The organism is Nonomuraea sp. NPDC049378 (genome assembly GCF_055586745.1).
This window is the reverse complement of record NZ_JBVJHP010000039.1, coordinates 1-18,231: the sequence shown is the minus strand read 5'-3', so window position 1 is coordinate 18,231 and position 18,231 is coordinate 1. Positions and strand designations below refer to the sequence as shown.

Genomic DNA, 18,231 nt, shown 5'->3' with positions numbered 1-18,231 from the left:
CGGGGGAAGGGCGTTGGTCTCGACGGTTCGGTGCGTGCGGCGGTTGGCAGTCGCCGTGCCCGCCGCGCGGGAGCGACGTTCGCGGCACTCGACGACTGCGCAGAGGCGGATCCAACTGAGTGACCGAAGTACACCCCCACGACGATGCGCCAGCGCGAGAGGCGGCGCTTGAGAGCCCGCTGCGGAGAAGGATCGCCCGGGCGGACCTCGTGGAAGCGAGGAGCTAGACGCGTGCTGCGGTGTTTCACGTGAAACAACGGTCTCGATGGATGTGCCAGGAACTCTGGCGGGCATCCTCCCCGCGTGTTTCACGTGAAACACGCGGGGAGTCACATGGCGGCCTTGCGGATGTCGTCGAGGAAGTCGTCGACGTGGTCGGGAGTCGTGTCGAAGGCGGTCATCCAGCGGACGACGCCGGTGGCCTCGTCCCAGTAGTGGAACCGGTAACGCTGCAGGAGTGTCGTGGCCACCGTCGGCGGCAAGGCTGCGAAGACGGCGTTGGACTGCACGGGATAGGCCAGCGACACGCCGGCGATGCCCTCCAGGCCGTCCGCCAGTCGCGTCGCCATCCGGTTGGCGTGATCAGCGTTCTGCCGCCACAGGTCATCCGTCAGGAGCGCCGACAGTTGGGCCGAGATGAAGCGCATCTTCGAGGCGAGCTGGAGCGACTGGCGGCGCAGGAAAGGCACGGCCTGGGTCAGCCCGGAGTCGAGCACCACCACGGCTTCGGCGGCCAGCGCACCGTTCTTGGTGCCGCCGAAGCTGAAGACGTCCACTCCCACGTCGGTGGTGATGGCTCTCAGTTCGCAGTCCAGGAAGGCGGCGGCGTTGGCGAGCCGTGCGCCGTCCACGTGAAGGCGGAGCCCGGCCTCGTGTGCCGTCTCCGCGAGGGCGGCGATCTCTTCGGCGGAGTAGGTGGTGCCGAGTTCCGTGCACTGGGAGATGGAGACGACGGCGGGCTGGGATTCGTGGTGGTTGCCGACACCGCCCAGGCGAGCCTTGATGTCGTCGGGTTGGAGCTTGCCCTGCGCGGTGGGGATCGTCATCAACTTCACGCCGAGCAGCCGCTCAGCTGCCCCTGCTTCGTGGGTGGCGATGTGGGCGCTGTCGGCGCAGAGAACGGCGTCGTAGCGGCCGAGCATCAGGGCGAGGCCGACCATGTTGGCGCCTGCTCCGTTGAGCACCGCGAAGCCTTCCGCGCCCGGTCCGAACACCTCCTTGATCCCCTCTTCGAAGGCCGCGGTCCAGCGGTCGCCGCCGTAGGCGGGCGCGTCTCCGTCGTTCGCGGCGGCCATGGCCGCCAGGATGTCCGGGTGCACGCCCGCGTGGTTGTCGCTGGCGAAGCTCTTGGGGTACGTGGAATCGATCAGCACACCGCAAGGCTACTTTCACAACCGACGCGGACCACCTCGGGGCAGGGGAGACGGGCGCCCGGCAAGCCGTCACGGGCCGGTTGCCGACGGGTTCTCCTGCCTGCCGCATGCCGGTGGCGAACGGGCTGGCGGCGCTGCCGTGGCTCGGCGGATCGCAGTGGCGGCGCCGTTGTGGGTGGAAGCGAGATCGGGAAGTGGCGACGCCGGTGCCGTCGGTACGTTTCAGGTTCCGGGCCGGACTCTAGGTACGGGAACAGGTCCGCGTAGGGAATAAGGGCGGGAGCGCGTCTTCGTGGGGGTTGAGCTCTGGGACGGACACCATGCGCGGGCGTGGGCCGAACTCCAGGCACGGGGTCCGTGCCCGCGTTGGGCCTGGGGAACGGTCCGGGCCCGAAGGGAGCGCGGGTCCGTGCCTTGGGTGGGCACGAACGTGCCTTGGCCCCAAGGCGTTGCGGGGCCGCGCTCCTAGAGGGGGTTTTCGGGACGGAAGCGGGCAGCGGCGTTCTGGAGGAGGGCGCGGCAGAGGTCGCCCAGGTCCTGGCCGGCCGCTTCGGCGGCCATGGGCAGGAGGGAAGTCTCCGTCATCCCCGGCGCCACGTTGACCTCGAGGAAATGGGGGACGCCCGCCGCGTCGACGATCAGGTCCGTACGGGAGATGTCGCGCAGGCCGAGTGCCGTGTGAGCGGTCACCGCCGTCTCCGCGCACGCCGCGGCGGCCTCGGGGGAGAGGCGGGCGGGGGCGAAGAACTCAGTGTGGCCGGCCGTGTAGCGGGCCGCGTAGTCGTAGACCCCTTCATCGGGGACGATCTCCACGGCGGGCAGGGCCTCAGGGCCGTTGCCGAGGTCGACGACGGAGACGGCCACCTCCACGCCCTCGACGTACCGCTCGATCAGTGCCGTGTCGCCGTAGGCGAAGCAGCCGACCATGGCGGCGGGGAGCTCTTCCGCGGTGCGGACGATGGAGGCGCCGAGCGCCGAGCCGCCGCGGGCGGGCTTGACGAAGAGGGGCAGGCCGAGCCGCTCCACGATGCGGCCGAGCACGACGGTGGCGCCGAGGTCGTGGAAAGTCTCCTTCGGCAGCGTGACGGACTCGGGGGTGTGCAGGCCGACGGAGCGTACGACGGCCTTGGCGGTGGGTTTGTCGAAGGCCACCCGGCAGGCGTCGGGGTCGGCGCCCACGTAGGGGACGTTGAGCAGTTCCAGGACGGAGCGGATGGCGCCGTCCTCGCCCGCGCCGCCGTGCAGGGTGACGAACACGGCATCCGGCGGGTCGGCGAGGATCGAGGGCACGAGGGACGCGTCGGTGTCGCGGGCTTCGACGTCGACGCCCGCCGCGCGCAGCACCTCGCTGACTCGGCGACCGGACCGCAGAGACACCTCTCGCTCATAGGAGAGGCCTCCGGCCAGCACGAGCACGTGGCCCAGATCGCTCATCACAACTCCTCCGCTGATCGCACGCTGTCCAACCGTACCGGCGTCGGGGGTGGATGGTGTACGGCAGGGGCTTCGTCCGCGCGCCTGGCCGGGTGGAGAAACGAAAAGGGCCGGCGTCACCCGGCGCCGGCCCTTTTCGTGACGTTCAGGCCAGGTCGGGCCCGGGCGTGTCCACGCCGACGTGTTCGCGGGCCGACGAGGTGCCGAACGTGTCGCGCAGCTGCATCTCCTGCTCGATCACCCCGGCGAGCCGGCGCACCCCTTCACGGATGCGGTCGGGCTCGGGGAAGCAGAACGACAGGCGCATGTGCCGTGCCCCGCTGCCGTCGGAGAAGAACCCGGTGCCTGGTACGAACGCGACCCGCTCGGCCACGGCCCGGGGCAGGATGGCCTTCGAGTCGAGCCCTTCGGGCAGGGTGGCCCAGACGAAGAACCCGCCGGCGGGGCGGGTCCAGGTGACCTCGGGCGGCATCAGGGCGTCGAGCGCGTCGAGGAGGGCGTCGCGGCGCTCGCGGTAGAGCTCCTTGAACGTCTTGATCTGCTCGCGCCATGGCTGCGTGGCGAGGTATTGGCCGACGGCCAGCTGGGTGAACGAGGAGTGGGACAGCACGGCCGATTCCATGGCGAGCACGAGCTTGTCGCGGATGGCGTGCGGGGCGAGCGCCCAGCCGACGCGGAAGCCGGGGGCGAGGGTCTTGGAGAAGGACCCGAGGTAGACGACGCCGTCCGGGTTGTCGGCTCGCAGGGCGCGCATGGGCTCGCCGTCGAAGCCGAGCAGCCCGTACGGGTTGTCCTCGATGACGAGGACCCCGGCCCGCTGGCAGATGTCGAGCACCTGCTGGCGGCGGGCGATGTTGAGGGTCACGCCGGCCGGGTTCTGGAAGGTCGGGATCGTGTAGAGGAACTTGATGGGCGCGCCCGCGGTCTCGAGGGCGTAGATGGTCTGGGCCAGGGATTCGGGCACGATGCCCTGATCGTCCATGGCGATGTGAACCACTTTGGCCTGGTAGGCGGCGAACGTCCCCAAAGCCCCCACGTACGAGGGTCCCTCGGCGAGCACCACGTCGCCGGGGTCGATGAAGATCCGGGTGATCAGGTCGAGGGCCTGCTGCGAACCGACGGTGACGACCACGTCGTTCGGCCCGGCGTGGATCCCCTCCAGCCGCATGACCTCGCAGATCTGCTCGCGCAGGTGCGGGTCACCCTGGCCGGAACCGTACTGCAGCGCGACGGGGCCGCGCTTGGTGACCAGGTCGGAGACCAGCTCGCCGACCATGTCGAGGGGGAGCGCCGTGACGTACGGCATGCCGCCGGCCAGCGAGACCACCTCGGGCCTCGACGCGACGGCGAAGAGAGCTCGGATCTCGGAGGCGACCATCCCGGTAGCTCGTGCGGCGTACCGATCGACGTACGCGTCGATGCGCGACCCGTGAGTCGCGGGTGCCTGACCGTGATCCCGCTCTGCTGTCACGGCCCACCTCCTAGGTGTCATATCGGACTGAAATACCAGATTACGCTAGACGGACATGTCGCCCGTGACAGGGCTGACCGTCGTGGTGTCGGCTGGTGGCATCTTCACTGGGCTACGATGCCACCTGTGGACGCGGTTTTCGCGCGCTTTTCCGGGTCAACGATAGGGGCGGTAGTTGTCGCGCCGGGTGGTCAACATAACCCTGGACAATCTTGACGATCTGCCGAGGCGCTGCCGGCGGTGCGTGTTCTGGGAGCTCGATCCCGTCAACGGTGAGCGCGCGGTGGATGCGGGCGACTCCGGGCTGGAGAAGGAGGCCTGGATCTCCGGCACGCTCCTGGAATGGGGGAGCTGCGGGAAGATCGTCTATGTCGACGGGGTGCCCGCGGGCTTCGTGCTCTACAGCCCGCCGCTCTACAGCCCGCGTTCGCTCGCCTTTCCCACCTCGCCGGTCAGCGCTGACGCGGTGCTGCTGATGTCGGCCCACATCATTCCCGAGTTCTCGGGCGGCGGGCTGGGCCGGATGCTGGTCCAGGGAGTCGCCAAAGATCTGACCAGGCGCGGGGTGAAAGCCATAGAAGCTTTTGGCGACCTCAAGTGGGAAGAGCCTAGTTGCATAGTTCCTGCGGAATACTTGCTTTCTGTTGGATTTAAGACAGTTCGTCCGCATTTGAGATTTCCGCGGCTCCGACTGGAACTCAAGACCGCCGTTTCGTGGCGCGAGGACGTCGAGGTGGCGCTGGAACGGCTGCTCGGCTCCATGAGTCCGGAACGCGCCCTACGTCCCGTCTGACGGCATCTCAGCCCCTTCGTGCGCCCATGCGAAAGCCCCCGCCGCGAGGGACGGGGGCTCTGCCGGGCGAAGCGCGCTACGACGGGCGAACTACCAGCGCCGCAGGGCGCTAGATGATGCCCTCGAGCTCGCGCAGCAGCATGGCCTTCGGCTTGGCGCCGATGATCTGCTTCACGACCTCTCCACCCTTGTAGACGTTCAGCGTGGGGATCTGGAGTACGCCGTACTGGCGCGGAACCTCAGGATTGTCGTCGATGTTGAGCTTGACGATCTCCAGTTTGTCGCCGTGCTCCTTGGCGATCTCCTGGAGGATGGGCGAAACCTGGCGGCACGGACCGCACCATTCGGCCCAGAAATCGACCAGGACGGGCTTGTCGCTCTTGAGGACCTCGGTGTCAAAGGTGGCGTCGGTGACAGCCTTCACGGTGCGCTCCTTCACTTCTCGATGGTGGCCAGCCAGCGCTCGGAGTCGAGCGAGGCCGCGCAGCCGGTGCCGGCGGCGGTGATGGCCTGGCGGTAGGTGTGGTCCACGACGTCTCCTGCGGCGAAGACGCCCTCGATGTTGGTGGCGGTGCTGGGGGAGGCGACCTTGATGTAGCCGTTCTCGTCGAGGTCGATCTGCCCCTTGACCAGCTCGGTGCGCGGGTCGTGGCCGATGGCCAGGAACAACGCGTCGGTGGCCAGCTCGCATTCCTCGCCGGTCTTGAGGTTGTGCAGCTTGACCGCCTCGACCTTGGTGTCGCCGATCACGTCGACGACCTCGGAGTCCCAGACGAACCGGATCTTGTCGTTCGCGAACGCGCGGTCCTGCATGATCTTGCTGGCCCGCAGCGTGTCACGCCGGTGGACCACCGTCACCATGCGGCCGAACCTGGTCAGGAACGTGGCCTCCTCCATCGCGGTGTCGCCGCCGCCGACGACCACGATGTCCTTGTTGCGGAAGAAGAAGCCGTCACAGGTGGCGCACCAGGACACGCCGTGCCCGGACAGGCGCTTCTCGTTCGCCAGGCCGAGCTCGCGGTAGCCGGACCCCATCGCCAGGATGACGGACTTGGCGTAGTAGGTGTCGGTGTGGGTCTTGACGACCTTGGGGTTGGCCTGGAGGTCGACCTCGACGACGTCGTCGGCGACCAGCTCCGCCCCGAAGCGCTCGGCCTGCTTGCGCAGGTTGTCCATCAGGTCGGGACCCATGATGCCGTCGGGGAAACCGGGGAAGTTCTCCACGTCGGTGGTGTTCATGAGCGCGCCGCCCGCCGTGACGGAGCCCTCGAAGATCAGCGGCTTGAGCTCGGCACGAGCGGAGTAGACGGCCGCGGTGTAGCCGGCTGGGCCGGATCCAATGATGATCACGTTACGCACGTCGCTCAACGCTTCACGCCTGCCTTCCTGGTGTGCTGATGCCATCGGCGTCAACAGATCCTAGGCCGCCATGATTCCCCACCCTGCCCTCAACACCCACCCAAAACGAAAGAGCCCGCCGGAGCGGGCTCTGACGTGGGGTTTCGCCTACCAGCGGCCCAGCGCGGGCTTGCGCAGGTTCTTGCAGTTGAACGGGTCGACGATGTCGATGCGCAGCCTCTGCGCGGCCTTGTCCTTCCACGAGGCGATCACCAGGGCCTCCTGGCCGTTGTACTGCCCCTGGTCGACCGCGTACGTCGGCAGCTTCGACCGGTTGGCCACCCTGCTCACGCACTTGTCGACGCTCGCGGCGTCGGACGTGCCGCCGCCGACGATGGGCGCTGGTCCGAAGACGCCTTCGAGCGGCTGCCGCAGCTCGTGGTCGCTGTAGTTGTGCTGGCTGTCGGTCAGCGCGTACGACTTCGCCCGCTGCGGAGCGCGCTCCGCCTGCGAGGGTGTCGAGACCGGCTTCGACTGCGTGGGCAGCGCCACCGGTGGGGCGACGGCTTCGCCCTGGTTGCCGCCACCGCTCGCCAGCAGGTTGGTGGAGGCCACCGCCGTGCCGACCACGACGGCCGCCGCCGCTGCCGCGACCGCGGGCAACGCCCAGCCGCGTCGTCGTGCGCGCGTGCGCCTGGCCGGGACGATGGTGCCGTCGTCGGCGACCACCCCGAGGCGCACCGGCTCGGCGACTTCCTCTCCTGGGCCATCGGTCGACACCGGCTCAGGAACCGCGGGCCTGCCGAAGCGTGCGGGCTCCGGCACCTCGGCTGCGCGCTCCCACGGGGCGTCCCGCATGAGCTCGTCCCAGTCGGGTGCGTTCGCGAGGCCGACGCCTCCGCCCTTCCGGGACTCCGCCTCGGCGGCCAGAGCCTTGTCGATGCGCAGTGCGACGCCCATCGGCATGGCCGGTGTGGGGGTCGCCGCGAGCACCTCGCGAACCGTCGCCAGGTCTGCCAGTAGCTCCCCGCAGGGGTCGCAGACCGCGAGATGCCCGCGGACCTGGCGTGCCGTGTCGACGTCTAGGAGACCCTCGGCCAGCTCGGCCAGGATGTCCAGATCGTAGTGCGTATCACCCGTCACGAAGTTCTGCTCCCTTCGCGGATGAGACGCGATTGCCGTCCGTTCGGTTCCGCAGATGCGAAAGAATCGGGGCAAGTTTCGCGCGTCCCCTGGCGCACCGGCTCTTCACCGTGCCGCTCGGCACCTGGAGCACCTGAGCTGCGTCTTCTACCGAATAGCCCATCATGTCGACGAGGACGAGAGCCGCCCGCTGATCGCCGGGCAGGAGTTTGAGTGCGGCGGAGACCTCCATGGAGACCTCACGCTCCACGGTCTGGTCGGGCAGGGGGGTCTCGCGCTCCGCGGCCTCGATCAGCTCGTCGTCGGCGACAGGCCTGACGGACTTGCGACGCATCCGGTCGAGACAGGCGTTGACCACGATGCGGTGCAGCCAGGTGGTAACGGCCGCCTCGCCGCGAAACGTGGCGGCCTTGCGGTATGCGGAGACGAAGGCGTCCTGCACGGCGTCGGCGGCCTCGTCAGGGTCACCGAGCGTACGCAGGGCGACCGCCCACATGCGGTCGCGGTGCCTTTTGACGATTTCGCTGAAGGCGTGAGGGTCCCCGTTGATATGGGCAGACAGCAGCTCGGCGTCTGTGACCGCCGGCCGCTCCGCTGCTGAGGGTGTCTCGGGTGGGGAGTTCACAAGAGAGTTTCCTGATTATGCCGATCCGGGAGAGTGCACCACTACTTCATAGATGGTGCCATGAAACTTGCCCGCATCTGCCGGAACGCGCGTAAACCAGATCAAAACGTACTGACCGCTTGCCGGTTCTTCGGGGGTGAGGGTGGTTTTACCTGCTGCGTTCTTCTTGGTCGCCACCGTCTTCATCGCGTCGAGATCGGCGGAGTCGCCCACCTTGAGTTCCACGTTCGCGCCCGACGCGTCGCCCAGCGTGGCCACCACGTCGCTGATCTGTATGGACTTGCCCATGTCGAGCAGCAGGCCGACGCCATCCTTCAGCCGGCCCAGGTCGGCGCTGGTGTAGGCCTCGGTCTTCCACAACGTGCTGGGCTTGCCGTCGATGGCCAGCTTCGCGATGTCGGACTTCTCGTCACTGTCGCCGAGCGGGTCGAAGCCCTTGGCGCTCTCGGGCTTGACGGCCTGAGCCTCTGCGGACGCCGACGCCGACGTGCTGGGCACGGTCTGCTGCGCCTCAGGATTGGTGGGGCTGCCCAGGCTCCTGCCGATCGTCCACGCGCCCACGCCGACGGCGGCGATGACGAGCAGCACCACCAGCGTCATCAGCACCCGGTTGACCATGCTGCCCTCGCCCTTGGGCACGCGGTGCGGCAGGGCCTGCGGCGGCGGGACGGCCAGCTTCTGGCGGTGGGCGATGTCGAGACCCTCGGTGTGGGAGGCGGATGCCACCGCGGGAGTCGAAGGATAGGAGATCGGGATCGGCATCGGCCTGGCGACGTCGGCCAGCGCATCGGCCACCTCGGCCGGAGTGGCCAGCGCGCCCTGGCCCCTGCGCGCCTCGGGCAGGCACGCCCGCACGGTCACCGCGTCGAGATAGCCGGGCACGCCCGCGGTGACCTGCCGAGGCGTGCAGAAGTGGCCGTCGGTCATCGGCGCCGCGGGCAGGCCGCCCTCTTCCTCGTCGCCGGGCCAGTGGCCGGTCAGCCCCGCGTAGAGCAACCGGCCGAGGCCCTCGGCGTCGTCGAGCGCCGGCTGGTCGGTGGTGAGTCCGTACATCGCCGCGTCGACGGCCACGCCGAGCACCTTGACCGTGTTGCCGGTCGTCCACACCAGGTGGGACGGGCGCAGGCACAGGTGGTAGAGCTGCGCCTCGTGGGCGTGCGCGAGCGCCTCGGCCGCCTCGGCGACCAGCCCCGCCGCGCGCTCCGGCTCCAGCGGCCCCGAGGCCAGCAGGTCGGTCAGGCTCTCGCCGGTGACCCACTCGCTGACGACGTAGGAGGCCTTCTCGTCCTCCGCCGCGTCGAACACCTGGGTCAGGCGCGGGTCGGTGAGCCGGCTCGCCGACCGGGCGGCCGTGACGACCTCGTGGACCCGGGGGAAGCCGGGGGCGAAGGTGTGGACCGCCACGGGCCGGGCGAGGATCTCGTCGATGGCCTTCCACAGGGTGGCGCCGTCGGACTCGCTGACGCGGTCCTCGAGCCGGAAGCGCTCGGCGAGGCGGGTGCCGGGTTCGACGGCCGACGTGCTCACTGGCTCACTCCGCTGGGCCGATCGGGCGTGCTCATGACTCGACTCACCTGCGTGGTCGTGTACCACGAAGGCACGCTATGCCGGGTGGATCCGCCCACGCCCCTCCTGCTTCCATTCGCCGCGTGTCGGGCTCCATGGTAGTGCCGAGTAGATTCCGCCCGCGTTCTTTACCGACCTACCCGCCCCGCGACCATCCCAACGATGGAGTTGACCTCCGGGATGCGCATTCTGTGCGCAACGCCGAGATAGAGGATCAATCCAAGGCCGCCACCGACGGCCAGAACGATCAGCGAATTGACGAACCCTAGCCCGTCGAAGACCCCCGTGACCACCCAGACCGCCCCGAGTGCCAGCACGGCGGTGGGCAGAGCGGCGAGATACATCCTCGTCAGCGCCATGCCGATGCTCCATCCGCCCAGCCCCTGGACCCGGCGGCCGGCCAGCCACCACGCCGTCAGGGCGCCCAGCGCGTACGCGACCGCGTACGCGAGAGCCAGCCCCATCACGGCGTAGCGCGCCGGCAGCAGCGTGAAGAAAAGCCACATGAGCAGGGCGTTGACCGCCGTCGTGCCCGCGCCGACGAACACCGGCGTGCGGGTGTCGCCGAAGCTGTAGAAGACCCGGAGCAGCAGTTGGAAGAGCGCGAACGGCACCAGCGCCAGCCCGTAGACCTGCAGCACGTTGCCGATGTAGACGGCGTCGGCGACGCTGTTGGCGCCGTGGCCGTAGATCGGCACGGTGATCGCCGGGCCGAGCACCATGAGCAGCAGCGACACCGGCACCATCAACGAGCAGATGAGGCGTACGCTCGACCCGAACTCGGAGCGGACGTCGTCGAACCGCCCGTCGCTGACGGCCCTGCTCATGCGCGGCAGCATGGCCGTGATCACCGAGACGCCGATGACGCCGTAGGGCAGCTGGAAGAGCTGGAACGCCAGGGTGTACGGGCTGATGCCGTGCCCCTCCACCACGGAGCCCGCGGCGCTGGCAAGGTTGGTGGTCAGCACGAAGCCGAGCTGGGTGACGACGGTGTAGCCGATCGTCCAGACGCCGGCCTTGGCCATCTCACCCAGCCGGGCGTTACGCAGGTCGAGGCGGGGCTTGAAGGAGAACCCGGCGCGCTTGAGCGCCACGATCAACACGGAGGCCTGCGCCACGATGCCGGCCGTGGTGCCGAGGCCCAGCAGGACGAGATCACCGTCGGTGACCTTGGCGATGTCGCCCTTCGCGGTGCTGACCAGGGCGAAGAGAAGGAACGCGCAGATGACGACGACGTTGTTGAGCACCGGCGCCCACATGGGCGCGGCGAAGCGGTCGCGGGTGTTGAGGATGGCGCCCGCCACCGCGCCCATGCCGAAGAAGGCCAGCTGCGGCAGGATGAAGCGGGCCAGCATGACCGCGACCTCGAACTCCCGGCTGTCCGGTGCCCACACCGTGTAGAGGTCGATGAGCAGCGGCGCGGCGAGAGCGGCGGCGACCGCGATGACGGCCAGCGCCAGCGTGGCGAGCGTCAGCAGGCGCTGCTCGTAGGCCCGCCCGCCGTCGGCGTCGTGCTGCTGCGCCCGGACGATCATCGGCACCACGACGCTGCTCAGCACGCCCAGCAGCAGCAGGTCGAGAATGCTGTACGGGATCGCGTAGGCCGCGTTGTAGGCGTCGCCGAGCAGAGCCGTGCCGATGGCGTACGCCAGCACCATGGTCCTGACGAAACCCGTCACCCTGGACACCATCGTGCCCGCCGCCATGATCGCGCTGGCCCGCAGCATGCGGCTCATGCCGTGCTCACCTCCCGGTTCTTGGCGGCCCTGGCGAGCTTGCGTTCCGACCGTCGCCGCAGCACCCGCGTCACCACGGCGGCGAGCATAACGGTGAGAGCGGCTCCGACGATCACCGAGGCGATGCCCGTGTAGCCCGTGGTGCGGATGGTCAGCCGCACCGGCTCGCCGTACGCCTTGCCGTCGGTGGTCTTGAGCTGCACGGTGACCGTCGCGTCACCGTTGCTGGTGGCGCTCATCGGCACCTGCACCGTGCCGCTCTGCCCGACGCCGATGTTGAGCAGCTCGTCCTGATCCTTCACCTGCAGCAGCTTGCGGTTGTTGGACTGGACGTCGATGTAGAGGGCGATGGGGGCGCCCGTGGAGTTCTTCACGCTGATGGGCACCACGCCGTTGCTGCCGGCCAGCGTGCGCGGCCTGTCAGGGCCGGCCCCGGTGATCGCGACCTTCTCCAGGCGGTCCTCGACCTCCGCGCTCACCACCTTGGTCAGCGCGCGGCCCGTCCGCGAGCTGGCGCGCCAGGCCGAGGAGGAGAGCCTGAGCACGGCCGCGTCGAAGCTCGACTGCGTCGTGGTCGTCGTGATCTCGGCGGTCAGCTGCGCCTCCGCCCAGGTCTCCTTGACCCGCTTGAGGTATTTGCCGCTCAGCTCGTCCTTGCGGTCGGCGTCGGTGTAGGTCAGCCCGGCGCGCGGCACCGACGCCTTGCCCGGCTTGATCGACTCGAGTGCCGTCATCTGCAGCCACGGCAGGCGGCCCGCGGTCTTCATCAGGGCGGAGACGAGCGCCGGATTGGGGTCCCAGCGCCGGGACGGGGCGATGACCAGCGACCTGGGCGCGGCCTGCCCCTGTTCGGCGGAGATCATCGCGGTCTCGGCGATGAAGCGCTGCGTGCTCAGCAGCGTGCTCGTGGCGCCTTTGGGCTCGAACAGGGCGCTCAGCTGGGGGTCGGCGACCAGCGCGGTGACGGGGCCGTTGACCGAGTCGAGAGTGGACGCGGCGTCGGGAGTGAAGGCGACGGGCGGCTGCGGCGGCAGGTTGCCGGCGTCGAGCAGCACCCGGTCGACCTTGGCCTCGGCGACCGAGAGCAGGTCGAGCGCGTCCGGGTCGAGCCGGCCCGACGGCGGCCAGTTGACGTTGGTCTTCACCTCGCGGCCCAGCAGCTCTCTGGCTTTCTGCCCGGCCAGCTGGATGGCCCTGTTGGGCTGCACGTCGAGGCCGCGGTGGGCCAGCCCCGTCACGTCAGGGTCGGCGTAGGGGACCGCGACCACGGGAGAGGAGGCCAGCGAGGTGCGCATGGTCGTCAGCCACGTGCCGGCCTCGGCGCTGGCCGGCCGCTGCTCGTCGCCGTCCTTCGTCTTGACCGTGTAGCCGCCCTTCATCATGTTGACGTCGTCGAGCAACGCCGGGTCGACGAACCAGCTGACGGTCTTGGGCGCGACCTGCGCGATGCGGGCCAGGTCGGCCAGCCGGCCCTTGCCGGTGATCGCCTGGCTCAGCTTGTCGTCCACGAACCGCGACGCGTCGGTCGCCCGGTGCGGCTGGTCGATGACCGGCAGGGCGATGGCCAGCTTGTTGCGCGGCGGCTTGGGCACGGTGGGCGGCGCGTAGGTGAGGAAAGTGCGCTGCGCGTAGACAGGAACGCCGTACTGGGCCACGTCGACGGCGATCGGATAGACCCCGAACGAGCGGTAGCCGAGCTGCACCGGCGTCGCGGTGAACTCCCAGCGCGCCTCCTCACCGGCGGCGAGCGGCGGGATGTCCGTCGCCGAGGAGCTCGAGACGTTGGCCGGGAGCGTCGCGGTGTTCTGGTCGGCCGCGTAGGTGGCCATGGAGGCCCGGTCGGTGAACCTCTGCGGCGTGTAGCGCAGGCGTACGCGCTGGGCCGGCGTGGGCGCGCCGGTGTCGTTGCGGACCGTGCCGGTGAACGTGATCTCGTCGGTCTGCGAGGTGGGCACGTCAGGCGTGATCGACGCGAGCGACACGGTGACGGTCTGCCTGCTCGCGCTGGTGGCAGCCCCGCCCGGCGTCGCGGCCACCAGGGGGGCGAGCAACGCGGCGGAGAGCACGGCGAGCAGCGTGGCCTTACGGATCACGCGGATGCCCGAGCTGGAGTACGACGACGCACGCCCGCAATGGTACGGGTTCAGTGCCGCCGCGCGACCGCCCCACGTGATCCTCTCAGGCGTGTGCCCCGTAGGTCGGCCAGCTTTCCCGGCAGGAGTGTCAGCAGGTCGACGGCGCGCAAGGAGAGCGCGGTGTGGCGTTCGCCGATGGGCATGAAGACCGGCCCTTCGTCCACGCGCAGCCGGTCGTCGATGAAGACGGGCAGCGACTCCGGCAGCAGCAGCGGGCACACCAGCCCGTCGGCGTAGTCGGTGGCCGCGTTGACCACGTGGGCCGGGGCGTAGCGCACCTGGCGCGCCGCGAGCAGACCGCCGACGGCTCCAGGGCCGGGCGGCAGGGCGACGGGGGAGGTCACCGCGACGACGACCTCGCGGCCGACCCTGGTGGCCACGTCGAACACGGTGACCATCAGGCACCTCTCGGGTGCCGCGGAGACCGTCCTCGGCAGCTCTTCCGCGGATGTCATGGGACGCGGAAGGCGTACGATCTCATGATGGACCTGGTGTGCGAGGAGCCAGCGGTGGATCGCGAGGGCGTCCTTCATATAGTCCTCCTTACCTCGTTCCATGGCCCCCGACGGTCCCATGACCGAAGGTAACCCGGACCTGGTGTGGCTCGGGGGATATGTTCCGGAAGGACCCACTGAGTTTGTCCGACTCAACTCTGACCGAAAGCCAGCGGCAGGCCATGCACGGCCTGTTCCGCAAGATCGCGCCGGCGGCCGACGAGCTCGGCCGCCTGTTCGCCGCGCACGGCCACGAGCTCGCTCTGGTCGGCGGGCCCGTACGTGATCTCCTCCTCGGCCGCATCGGCAACGACCTCGACCTGACGACCGACGCGCACCCCGAGCGGGTGCTGGAGCTCGTCAAACCCTGGGCCGACTCCGTGTGGACGATCGGCATCGACTTCGGCACCGTCGGCCTGCGCAAGGGCGCCTCGCTCATCGAGGTCACGACCTACCGCAGCGAGTCGTACGACCCGAAGTCGCGCAAACCCGAGGTCATGTACGGCGAGACGCTGGAGGCCGACCTGGAGCGGCGCGACTTCGCGGTCAACGCGATGGCGGTGCGGCTGCCCGGGCACGAGTTCGCCGACCCGTACGGCGGGCTGCGCGACCTGCGCGCCAAGGTGCTGCGCACGCCGGGGCCTCCCGAGCGGTCCTTCGGCGACGACCCGCTGCGCATGTTGCGGGCGGCCAGGTTCGCCTCGCAGCTCGGGTTCGAGGTGGACGACGAGGCCCTCGCGGCGATGTCCTCGATGGCCGAGCGCATCCAGATCGTCTCGGCCGAGCGCATCCGCGACGAGCTCGACAAGCTCCTCTGCGGCGCCCACCCGCGCGAAGGGCTGCGGCTGCTGGTCCAGACGGGGCTGGCGGCCTACGTGCTGCCCGAGCTGCCCAAGCTGCGCCTCGAGATCGACGAGCACCACCGGCACAAGGACGTCTACGAGCACACGCTGACGGTGCTCGACCAGGCCATCGCGCAGGAGGAGGACGGCAAGCCCGACCGGATCCTGCGCTGGGCGGCGCTCATGCACGACGTCGGCAAGCCGAAGACGCGCCGCCACGAGCCGGGCGGGCGGGTGTCGTTCCACCACCACGAGGTGGTCGGGGCCCAGATGACGAAGAAGCGGATGACCGAGCTGAAGTTCCCGAAGGACGTCGTGTCCGACGTCTCCCGGCTGGTCGAGCTGCACCTGCGCTTCCACGGCTACGGCACGGGCGAGTGGACCGACAGCGCCGTGCGGCGCTACGTGCGCGACGCCGGCCACCTGCTCGACCGGCTGCACAAGCTGACCAGGGCCGACTGCACGACCCGCAACAAGCGCAAGGCCGCGGCGCTGTCGCGGACGTACGACCACCTCGAGGAGCGCATCTCCAGGCTCGCCGAGGAGGAGGAGCTGGCCAAGATCCGGCCCGAGCTCGACGGCAACGAGATCCAGCGCGTGCTCGGGGTGGGGCCAGGGCCGGTCGTGGGGCGGGCGTACAAGTTCCTGCTCGACCTCAGGCTCGACAAGGGCATGATCGGCAAGGAGGCGGCCACCGAGGCGCTGCTGGAGTGGGCCAGGTCAAACGACCTCGGCACGTGACGTGGTGGTGATCATCCGGTAGGCGAGCGCCGCCGCGGGATAGCCGACCGAGATGATCAGCACGGCGGCGTACGACTTGCCGTCGGGAGGCAGGATCACCGCCGACAGGGCGGCGGCGAGCACGTACATGCCGTTGAAGAGCATGTCGTAGATGGAGAACGCGCGGCCTCGGTAGATGTCCTCGACGTCGCGCTGGACCGTCGTGTCGGCGCAGATCTTGACGCTCTGCCCGGCCAGGCCCAGCACGAACCCGGCCACCGGCAGCCCCCACTCCTGGAACGGCAGGACGAGCACCGCCGTCAGCACCCCGGCTCCGGCCATCGCGATCTGCACCCACCGCTCGATCCCGAACCACTCGGTCGCGTACGGGGTGACGATCACGGCCAGGGCGGTGCCGAGTCCGGCGCCGACCACGACCAGGCTGACCCCGCGCAGCGCGGTCTCGGCGTCGCCGTCGGCGAAGTAGTAGCGGTAGAGGATGATGCCGAGCGCGGTGGACATGCCGAACAGGAACCGGTGCGTGGCCATCGCGCCGAGCGTCGCGGCGGCCACCCGGTGCCGCAGCAGGTGCTTGGCGCCGTCGGCCAGGCCGGTGACGACGTTGCGCAGCTCCTGGCGCGCCTGCGGCCGGTCGGGGTCGGGCCACGGGCCGAGGAGCTGACGCTCCATCGTCCGCGCCACCAGCGCGCTCAGCGTGAACACCACGCCGGACGTGGCCAGCAGCAGCGCCACCCCGAAGTCGCCGCCGCCGAAGATCTCCCGCAGCAGGAATCCGACGCCCGCGCCGATGAACGTGGCCACCGTCCCCGAGGTGGGGGTGACCGCGTTGGCCGCGATCAGCCGCTCAGAGGGGACGACGTGCGGCAGCGAGGCGCCGAGCGCGGCCAGGAAGAACCGGTTGACGCCGAGCACCAGCAGCGCCGCGCCGTAGAAGAGCGGATCCGGCACGTCGGCGGCGATCAGCCCGGCGGCCACGAGCAGCAGCAGACCGCGTACGAAGGGCGCGACGACCAGGATCTGCCGCCGCGACCAGCGGTCGATGAACACGCCGACGAAGGGCCCGAGCACGCTGTACGGCAGCAGCAGCACGGCCAGCCCGGCGGCCACCTCGAGCGCGGTCGTCTGGTTCTCGGGGCTGAAGAAGGCGAAACCGGTCACGCCGAACTGGAAGATCCCGTCGGAGAACTGGGAGACCAGCCGGGTCCCGAACAGGCGCCGGAAGTCCCGGCCTCGTAGGACCACGCGGAGATCGGCGACGAACGACACTCCGTCAGCCTAGCCCCGTGCCCCCCGCCCGGGACGCGCGGATGCCGGTCCGGCAGGTGACCCGGGTTCCGCACAGCGCACATGATCACGTACGCTTCATAGCGTGACGACTGAGGAACACGTTGTGCTGGTCGATCGCAGTGGCCACGCGCTCGGCACCGCGCCGAAGACGTCGGTGCACTCCCGCGACACCCCCCTCCATCTGGCCTTCTCCAGCTACGTCTTCGATCGGGAAGGCCGCGTCCTGCTCAGCAGGAGGGCCGACCACAAGATCACCTGGCCGGGCGTCTGGACCAACAGCTGCTGCGGCCACCCGCTGCCGGGCGAGCCGCTGGATCGCGCGGTCATGCGCCGGCTCTCCTACGAGCTGGGGCTGAAGGCCGAGCGCGCCGACCTGATGTTGCCCGGCTTCGCCTACCGCGCCGTCATGGCCAACGGCATCGTCGAGCACGAGCTGTGCCCGGTCTTCCGGGTCACGGTCGACGCTCCCGCCGTGCCCAACCCCGACGAGGTGGGGGAGGTGTCGTGGATGCCGTGGAAGGAGTTCACAGATGGCGTGCTGAACGGCCTGCTGGCGATCTCGCCGTGGTGCAGGGAGCAGGTGCCGCAGCTGGCGGAGCTCGGCTCCGACCCGCTCACCTGGCGGCCGGCCGCCGCCGGCGAGCTGCCTCCGGCCGCCCGCCTCTGAGCCCGCCTCTGTGCCTGCTCTCTGTGCCTGCTCTCTGTGCCTGCTCTCTGTGCCTGCTCTCTGTGCCCGCTCTCTGGGCCCGCTCTCTGGGCTGCCTGAGATGCGGAAGGCGCCGCGCCCGCTCGGGGGTGCGGCGCCCTGGGGGCGGTCAGGGGGTCAGCGTTCGACCTCTCCGCGGATGAATTTCTCGACGTAGTCGCGGGCCTGGTCGTCGGAGTACTGCTCGGGTGGTGACTTCATGAAGTAGGAGGACGCTGACAGGATGGGGCCGGCGATGCCGCGGTCGAGGGCGATCTTGGCGGCGCGGACGGCGTCGATGATGATGCCGGCGGAGTTGGGGGAGTCCCAGACTTCGAGTTTGTATTCGAGGTTGAGGGGGGTGTCGCCGAAGGAGCGGCCTTCGAGGCGGACGTAGGCCCATTTGCGGTCGTCGAGCCAGGGGACGTGGTCGGAGGGGCCGATGTGGACGTCGCTTTTGCCCATTTCGCGGGGGATTTGGGAGGTGACTGACTGGGTTTTGGAGATCTTCTTGGACTGCAGGCGCTTGCGCTCCAGCATGTTCATGAAGTCCATGTTGCCGCCGAAG

16 protein-coding genes are annotated in these 18,231 nt (G+C 69.5%); 3 read left to right on the top strand and 13 right to left on the bottom strand.

Translation table 11 applies throughout. The annotated features are described in order from the left end of the window. Positions 1-329: 329 nt before the first annotated feature. The 3 genes from ACZ6SA_RS47095 to ACZ6SA_RS47085 all read right to left on the bottom strand — a co-directional run bounded on the left by ACZ6SA_RS47095 (position 330) and on the right by ACZ6SA_RS47085 (position 4,299). The gene (locus ACZ6SA_RS47095) at positions 330-1,373 is read right to left on the bottom strand and encodes a threonine aldolase family protein (protein ID WP_465835862.1); all 1,044 of its coding nucleotides are present in this window, start codon (positions 1,371-1,373) and stop codon (positions 330-332) included. Positions 1,374-1,838: 465 nt separating this feature from the next. Beyond that, positions 1,839-2,807: a D-alanine--D-alanine ligase family protein gene (locus ACZ6SA_RS47090; protein ID WP_347647508.1), complete on the bottom strand. Its 969-nt coding sequence runs from the start codon at positions 2,805-2,807 to the stop codon at positions 1,839-1,841. Positions 2,808-2,952: 145 nt separating this feature from the next. Beyond that, positions 2,953-4,299 carry an aminotransferase-like domain-containing protein gene (locus tag ACZ6SA_RS47085; RefSeq protein WP_465835860.1) on the bottom strand — a complete coding sequence of 449 codons (1,347 nt, stop codon included), beginning with the start codon at positions 4,297-4,299 and terminating at the stop codon, positions 2,953-2,955. 154 nt (positions 4,300-4,453) lie between these two features. Here ACZ6SA_RS47085 and ACZ6SA_RS47080 point away from each other — a divergent pair, with 154 nt between their 5' ends. Beyond that, positions 4,454-5,071, top strand: a complete 618-nt coding sequence (locus ACZ6SA_RS47080; protein WP_465835858.1) for a GNAT family N-acetyltransferase — start codon at positions 4,454-4,456, stop codon at positions 5,069-5,071. A 109-nt stretch (positions 5,072-5,180) separates the two neighbouring features. Here the strand turns inward: ACZ6SA_RS47080 and trxA are convergent, their stop codons facing one another. The 8 genes from trxA to ACZ6SA_RS47040 form a co-directional block, all read right to left on the bottom strand. After that, a complete protein-coding gene (gene trxA / locus ACZ6SA_RS47075; protein ID WP_465835907.1) occupies positions 5,181-5,495 on the bottom strand; it encodes a thioredoxin in 315 nt (104 codons plus the stop codon). Between the two features lie 11 nt (positions 5,496-5,506). Next, complete coding sequence (gene trxB / locus ACZ6SA_RS47070) at positions 5,507-6,439, bottom strand: thioredoxin-disulfide reductase (protein ID WP_465835856.1); 933 nt, start codon at positions 6,437-6,439, stop codon at positions 5,507-5,509. A 138-nt stretch (positions 6,440-6,577) separates the two neighbouring features. Beyond that, a complete protein-coding gene (locus tag ACZ6SA_RS47065; protein ID WP_347647512.1) occupies positions 6,578-7,552 on the bottom strand; it encodes an anti-sigma factor in 975 nt (324 codons plus the stop codon). After that, the gene (gene sigM / locus ACZ6SA_RS47060; protein ID WP_347647513.1) at positions 7,542-8,177 is read right to left on the bottom strand and encodes an RNA polymerase sigma factor SigM; all 636 of its coding nucleotides are present in this window, start codon (positions 8,175-8,177) and stop codon (positions 7,542-7,544) included. The genes ACZ6SA_RS47065 and sigM overlap by 11 nt, the downstream gene beginning before the upstream one ends. Positions 8,178-8,192: 15 nt before the next feature. Beyond that, positions 8,193-9,704, bottom strand: coding sequence for a protein kinase family protein (locus tag ACZ6SA_RS47055; protein ID WP_465835854.1), 1,512 nt, complete (start codon positions 9,702-9,704; stop codon positions 8,193-8,195). 167 nt (positions 9,705-9,871) lie between these two features. Continuing rightward, complete coding sequence (gene murJ / locus ACZ6SA_RS47050) at positions 9,872-11,479, bottom strand: murein biosynthesis integral membrane protein MurJ (protein ID WP_465835852.1); 1,608 nt, start codon at positions 11,477-11,479, stop codon at positions 9,872-9,874. Continuing rightward, complete coding sequence (locus ACZ6SA_RS47045; protein ID WP_465835850.1) at positions 11,476-13,572, bottom strand: DUF6049 family protein; 2,097 nt, start codon at positions 13,570-13,572, stop codon at positions 11,476-11,478. The genes murJ and ACZ6SA_RS47045 overlap by 4 nt, the downstream gene beginning before the upstream one ends. A 50-nt stretch (positions 13,573-13,622) precedes the next feature. Continuing rightward, the gene (locus tag ACZ6SA_RS47040) at positions 13,623-14,147 is read right to left on the bottom strand and encodes an aminoacyl-tRNA deacylase (protein ID WP_465835848.1); all 525 of its coding nucleotides are present in this window, start codon (positions 14,145-14,147) and stop codon (positions 13,623-13,625) included. 80 nt (positions 14,148-14,227) lie between these two features. On the opposite strand from ACZ6SA_RS47040, the gene ACZ6SA_RS47035 reads away from it, so the two are divergent. Then, positions 14,228-15,691: a CCA tRNA nucleotidyltransferase gene (locus tag ACZ6SA_RS47035; RefSeq protein ID WP_465835846.1), complete on the top strand. Its 1,464-nt coding sequence runs from the start codon at positions 14,228-14,230 to the stop codon at positions 15,689-15,691. Here ACZ6SA_RS47035 and ACZ6SA_RS47030 read toward each other — a convergent pair. Further along, positions 15,671-16,957, bottom strand: a complete 1,287-nt coding sequence (locus ACZ6SA_RS47030) for an MFS transporter (protein WP_347647518.1) — start codon at positions 16,955-16,957, stop codon at positions 15,671-15,673. The two genes, ACZ6SA_RS47035 and ACZ6SA_RS47030, sit on opposite strands and share 21 nt — an antisense overlap. 103 nt (positions 16,958-17,060) lie before the next feature. Here ACZ6SA_RS47030 and idi point away from each other — a divergent pair, with 103 nt between their 5' ends. Beyond that, on the top strand, positions 17,061-17,645 hold the full coding sequence (gene idi / locus ACZ6SA_RS47025) for an isopentenyl-diphosphate Delta-isomerase (RefSeq protein WP_465835844.1): 585 nt from the start codon (positions 17,061-17,063) through the stop codon (positions 17,643-17,645). 156 nt (positions 17,646-17,801) lie between these two features. Here idi and ACZ6SA_RS47020 read toward each other — a convergent pair. Beyond that, the coding region (locus tag ACZ6SA_RS47020) for an inositol-3-phosphate synthase (RefSeq protein WP_465835842.1) at positions 17,802-18,231 on the bottom strand (430 nt) is incomplete at its 5' end.

Excerpts from the sequence above, each read along its gene's own strand:
- ACZ6SA_RS47040 (WP_465835848.1), bottom strand. The coding sequence starts at position 14,147 with ATGAAGGACGCCCTCGCGATCCACCGCTGGCTCCTCGCACACCAGGTC.
- ACZ6SA_RS47035 (WP_465835846.1), top strand. The coding sequence starts at position 14,228 with ATGTTCCGGAAGGACCCACTGAGTTTGTCCGACTCAACTCTGACCGAA.
- murJ (WP_465835852.1), bottom strand. The coding sequence starts at position 11,479 with ATGAGCCGCATGCTGCGGGCCAGCGCGATCATGGCGGCGGGCACGATG.
- ACZ6SA_RS47085 (WP_465835860.1), bottom strand. The coding sequence starts at position 4,299 with ATGACACCTAGGAGGTGGGCCGTGACAGCAGAGCGGGATCACGGTCAG.
- ACZ6SA_RS47090 (WP_347647508.1), bottom strand. The coding sequence starts at position 2,807 with ATGAGCGATCTGGGCCACGTGCTCGTGCTGGCCGGAGGCCTCTCCTAT.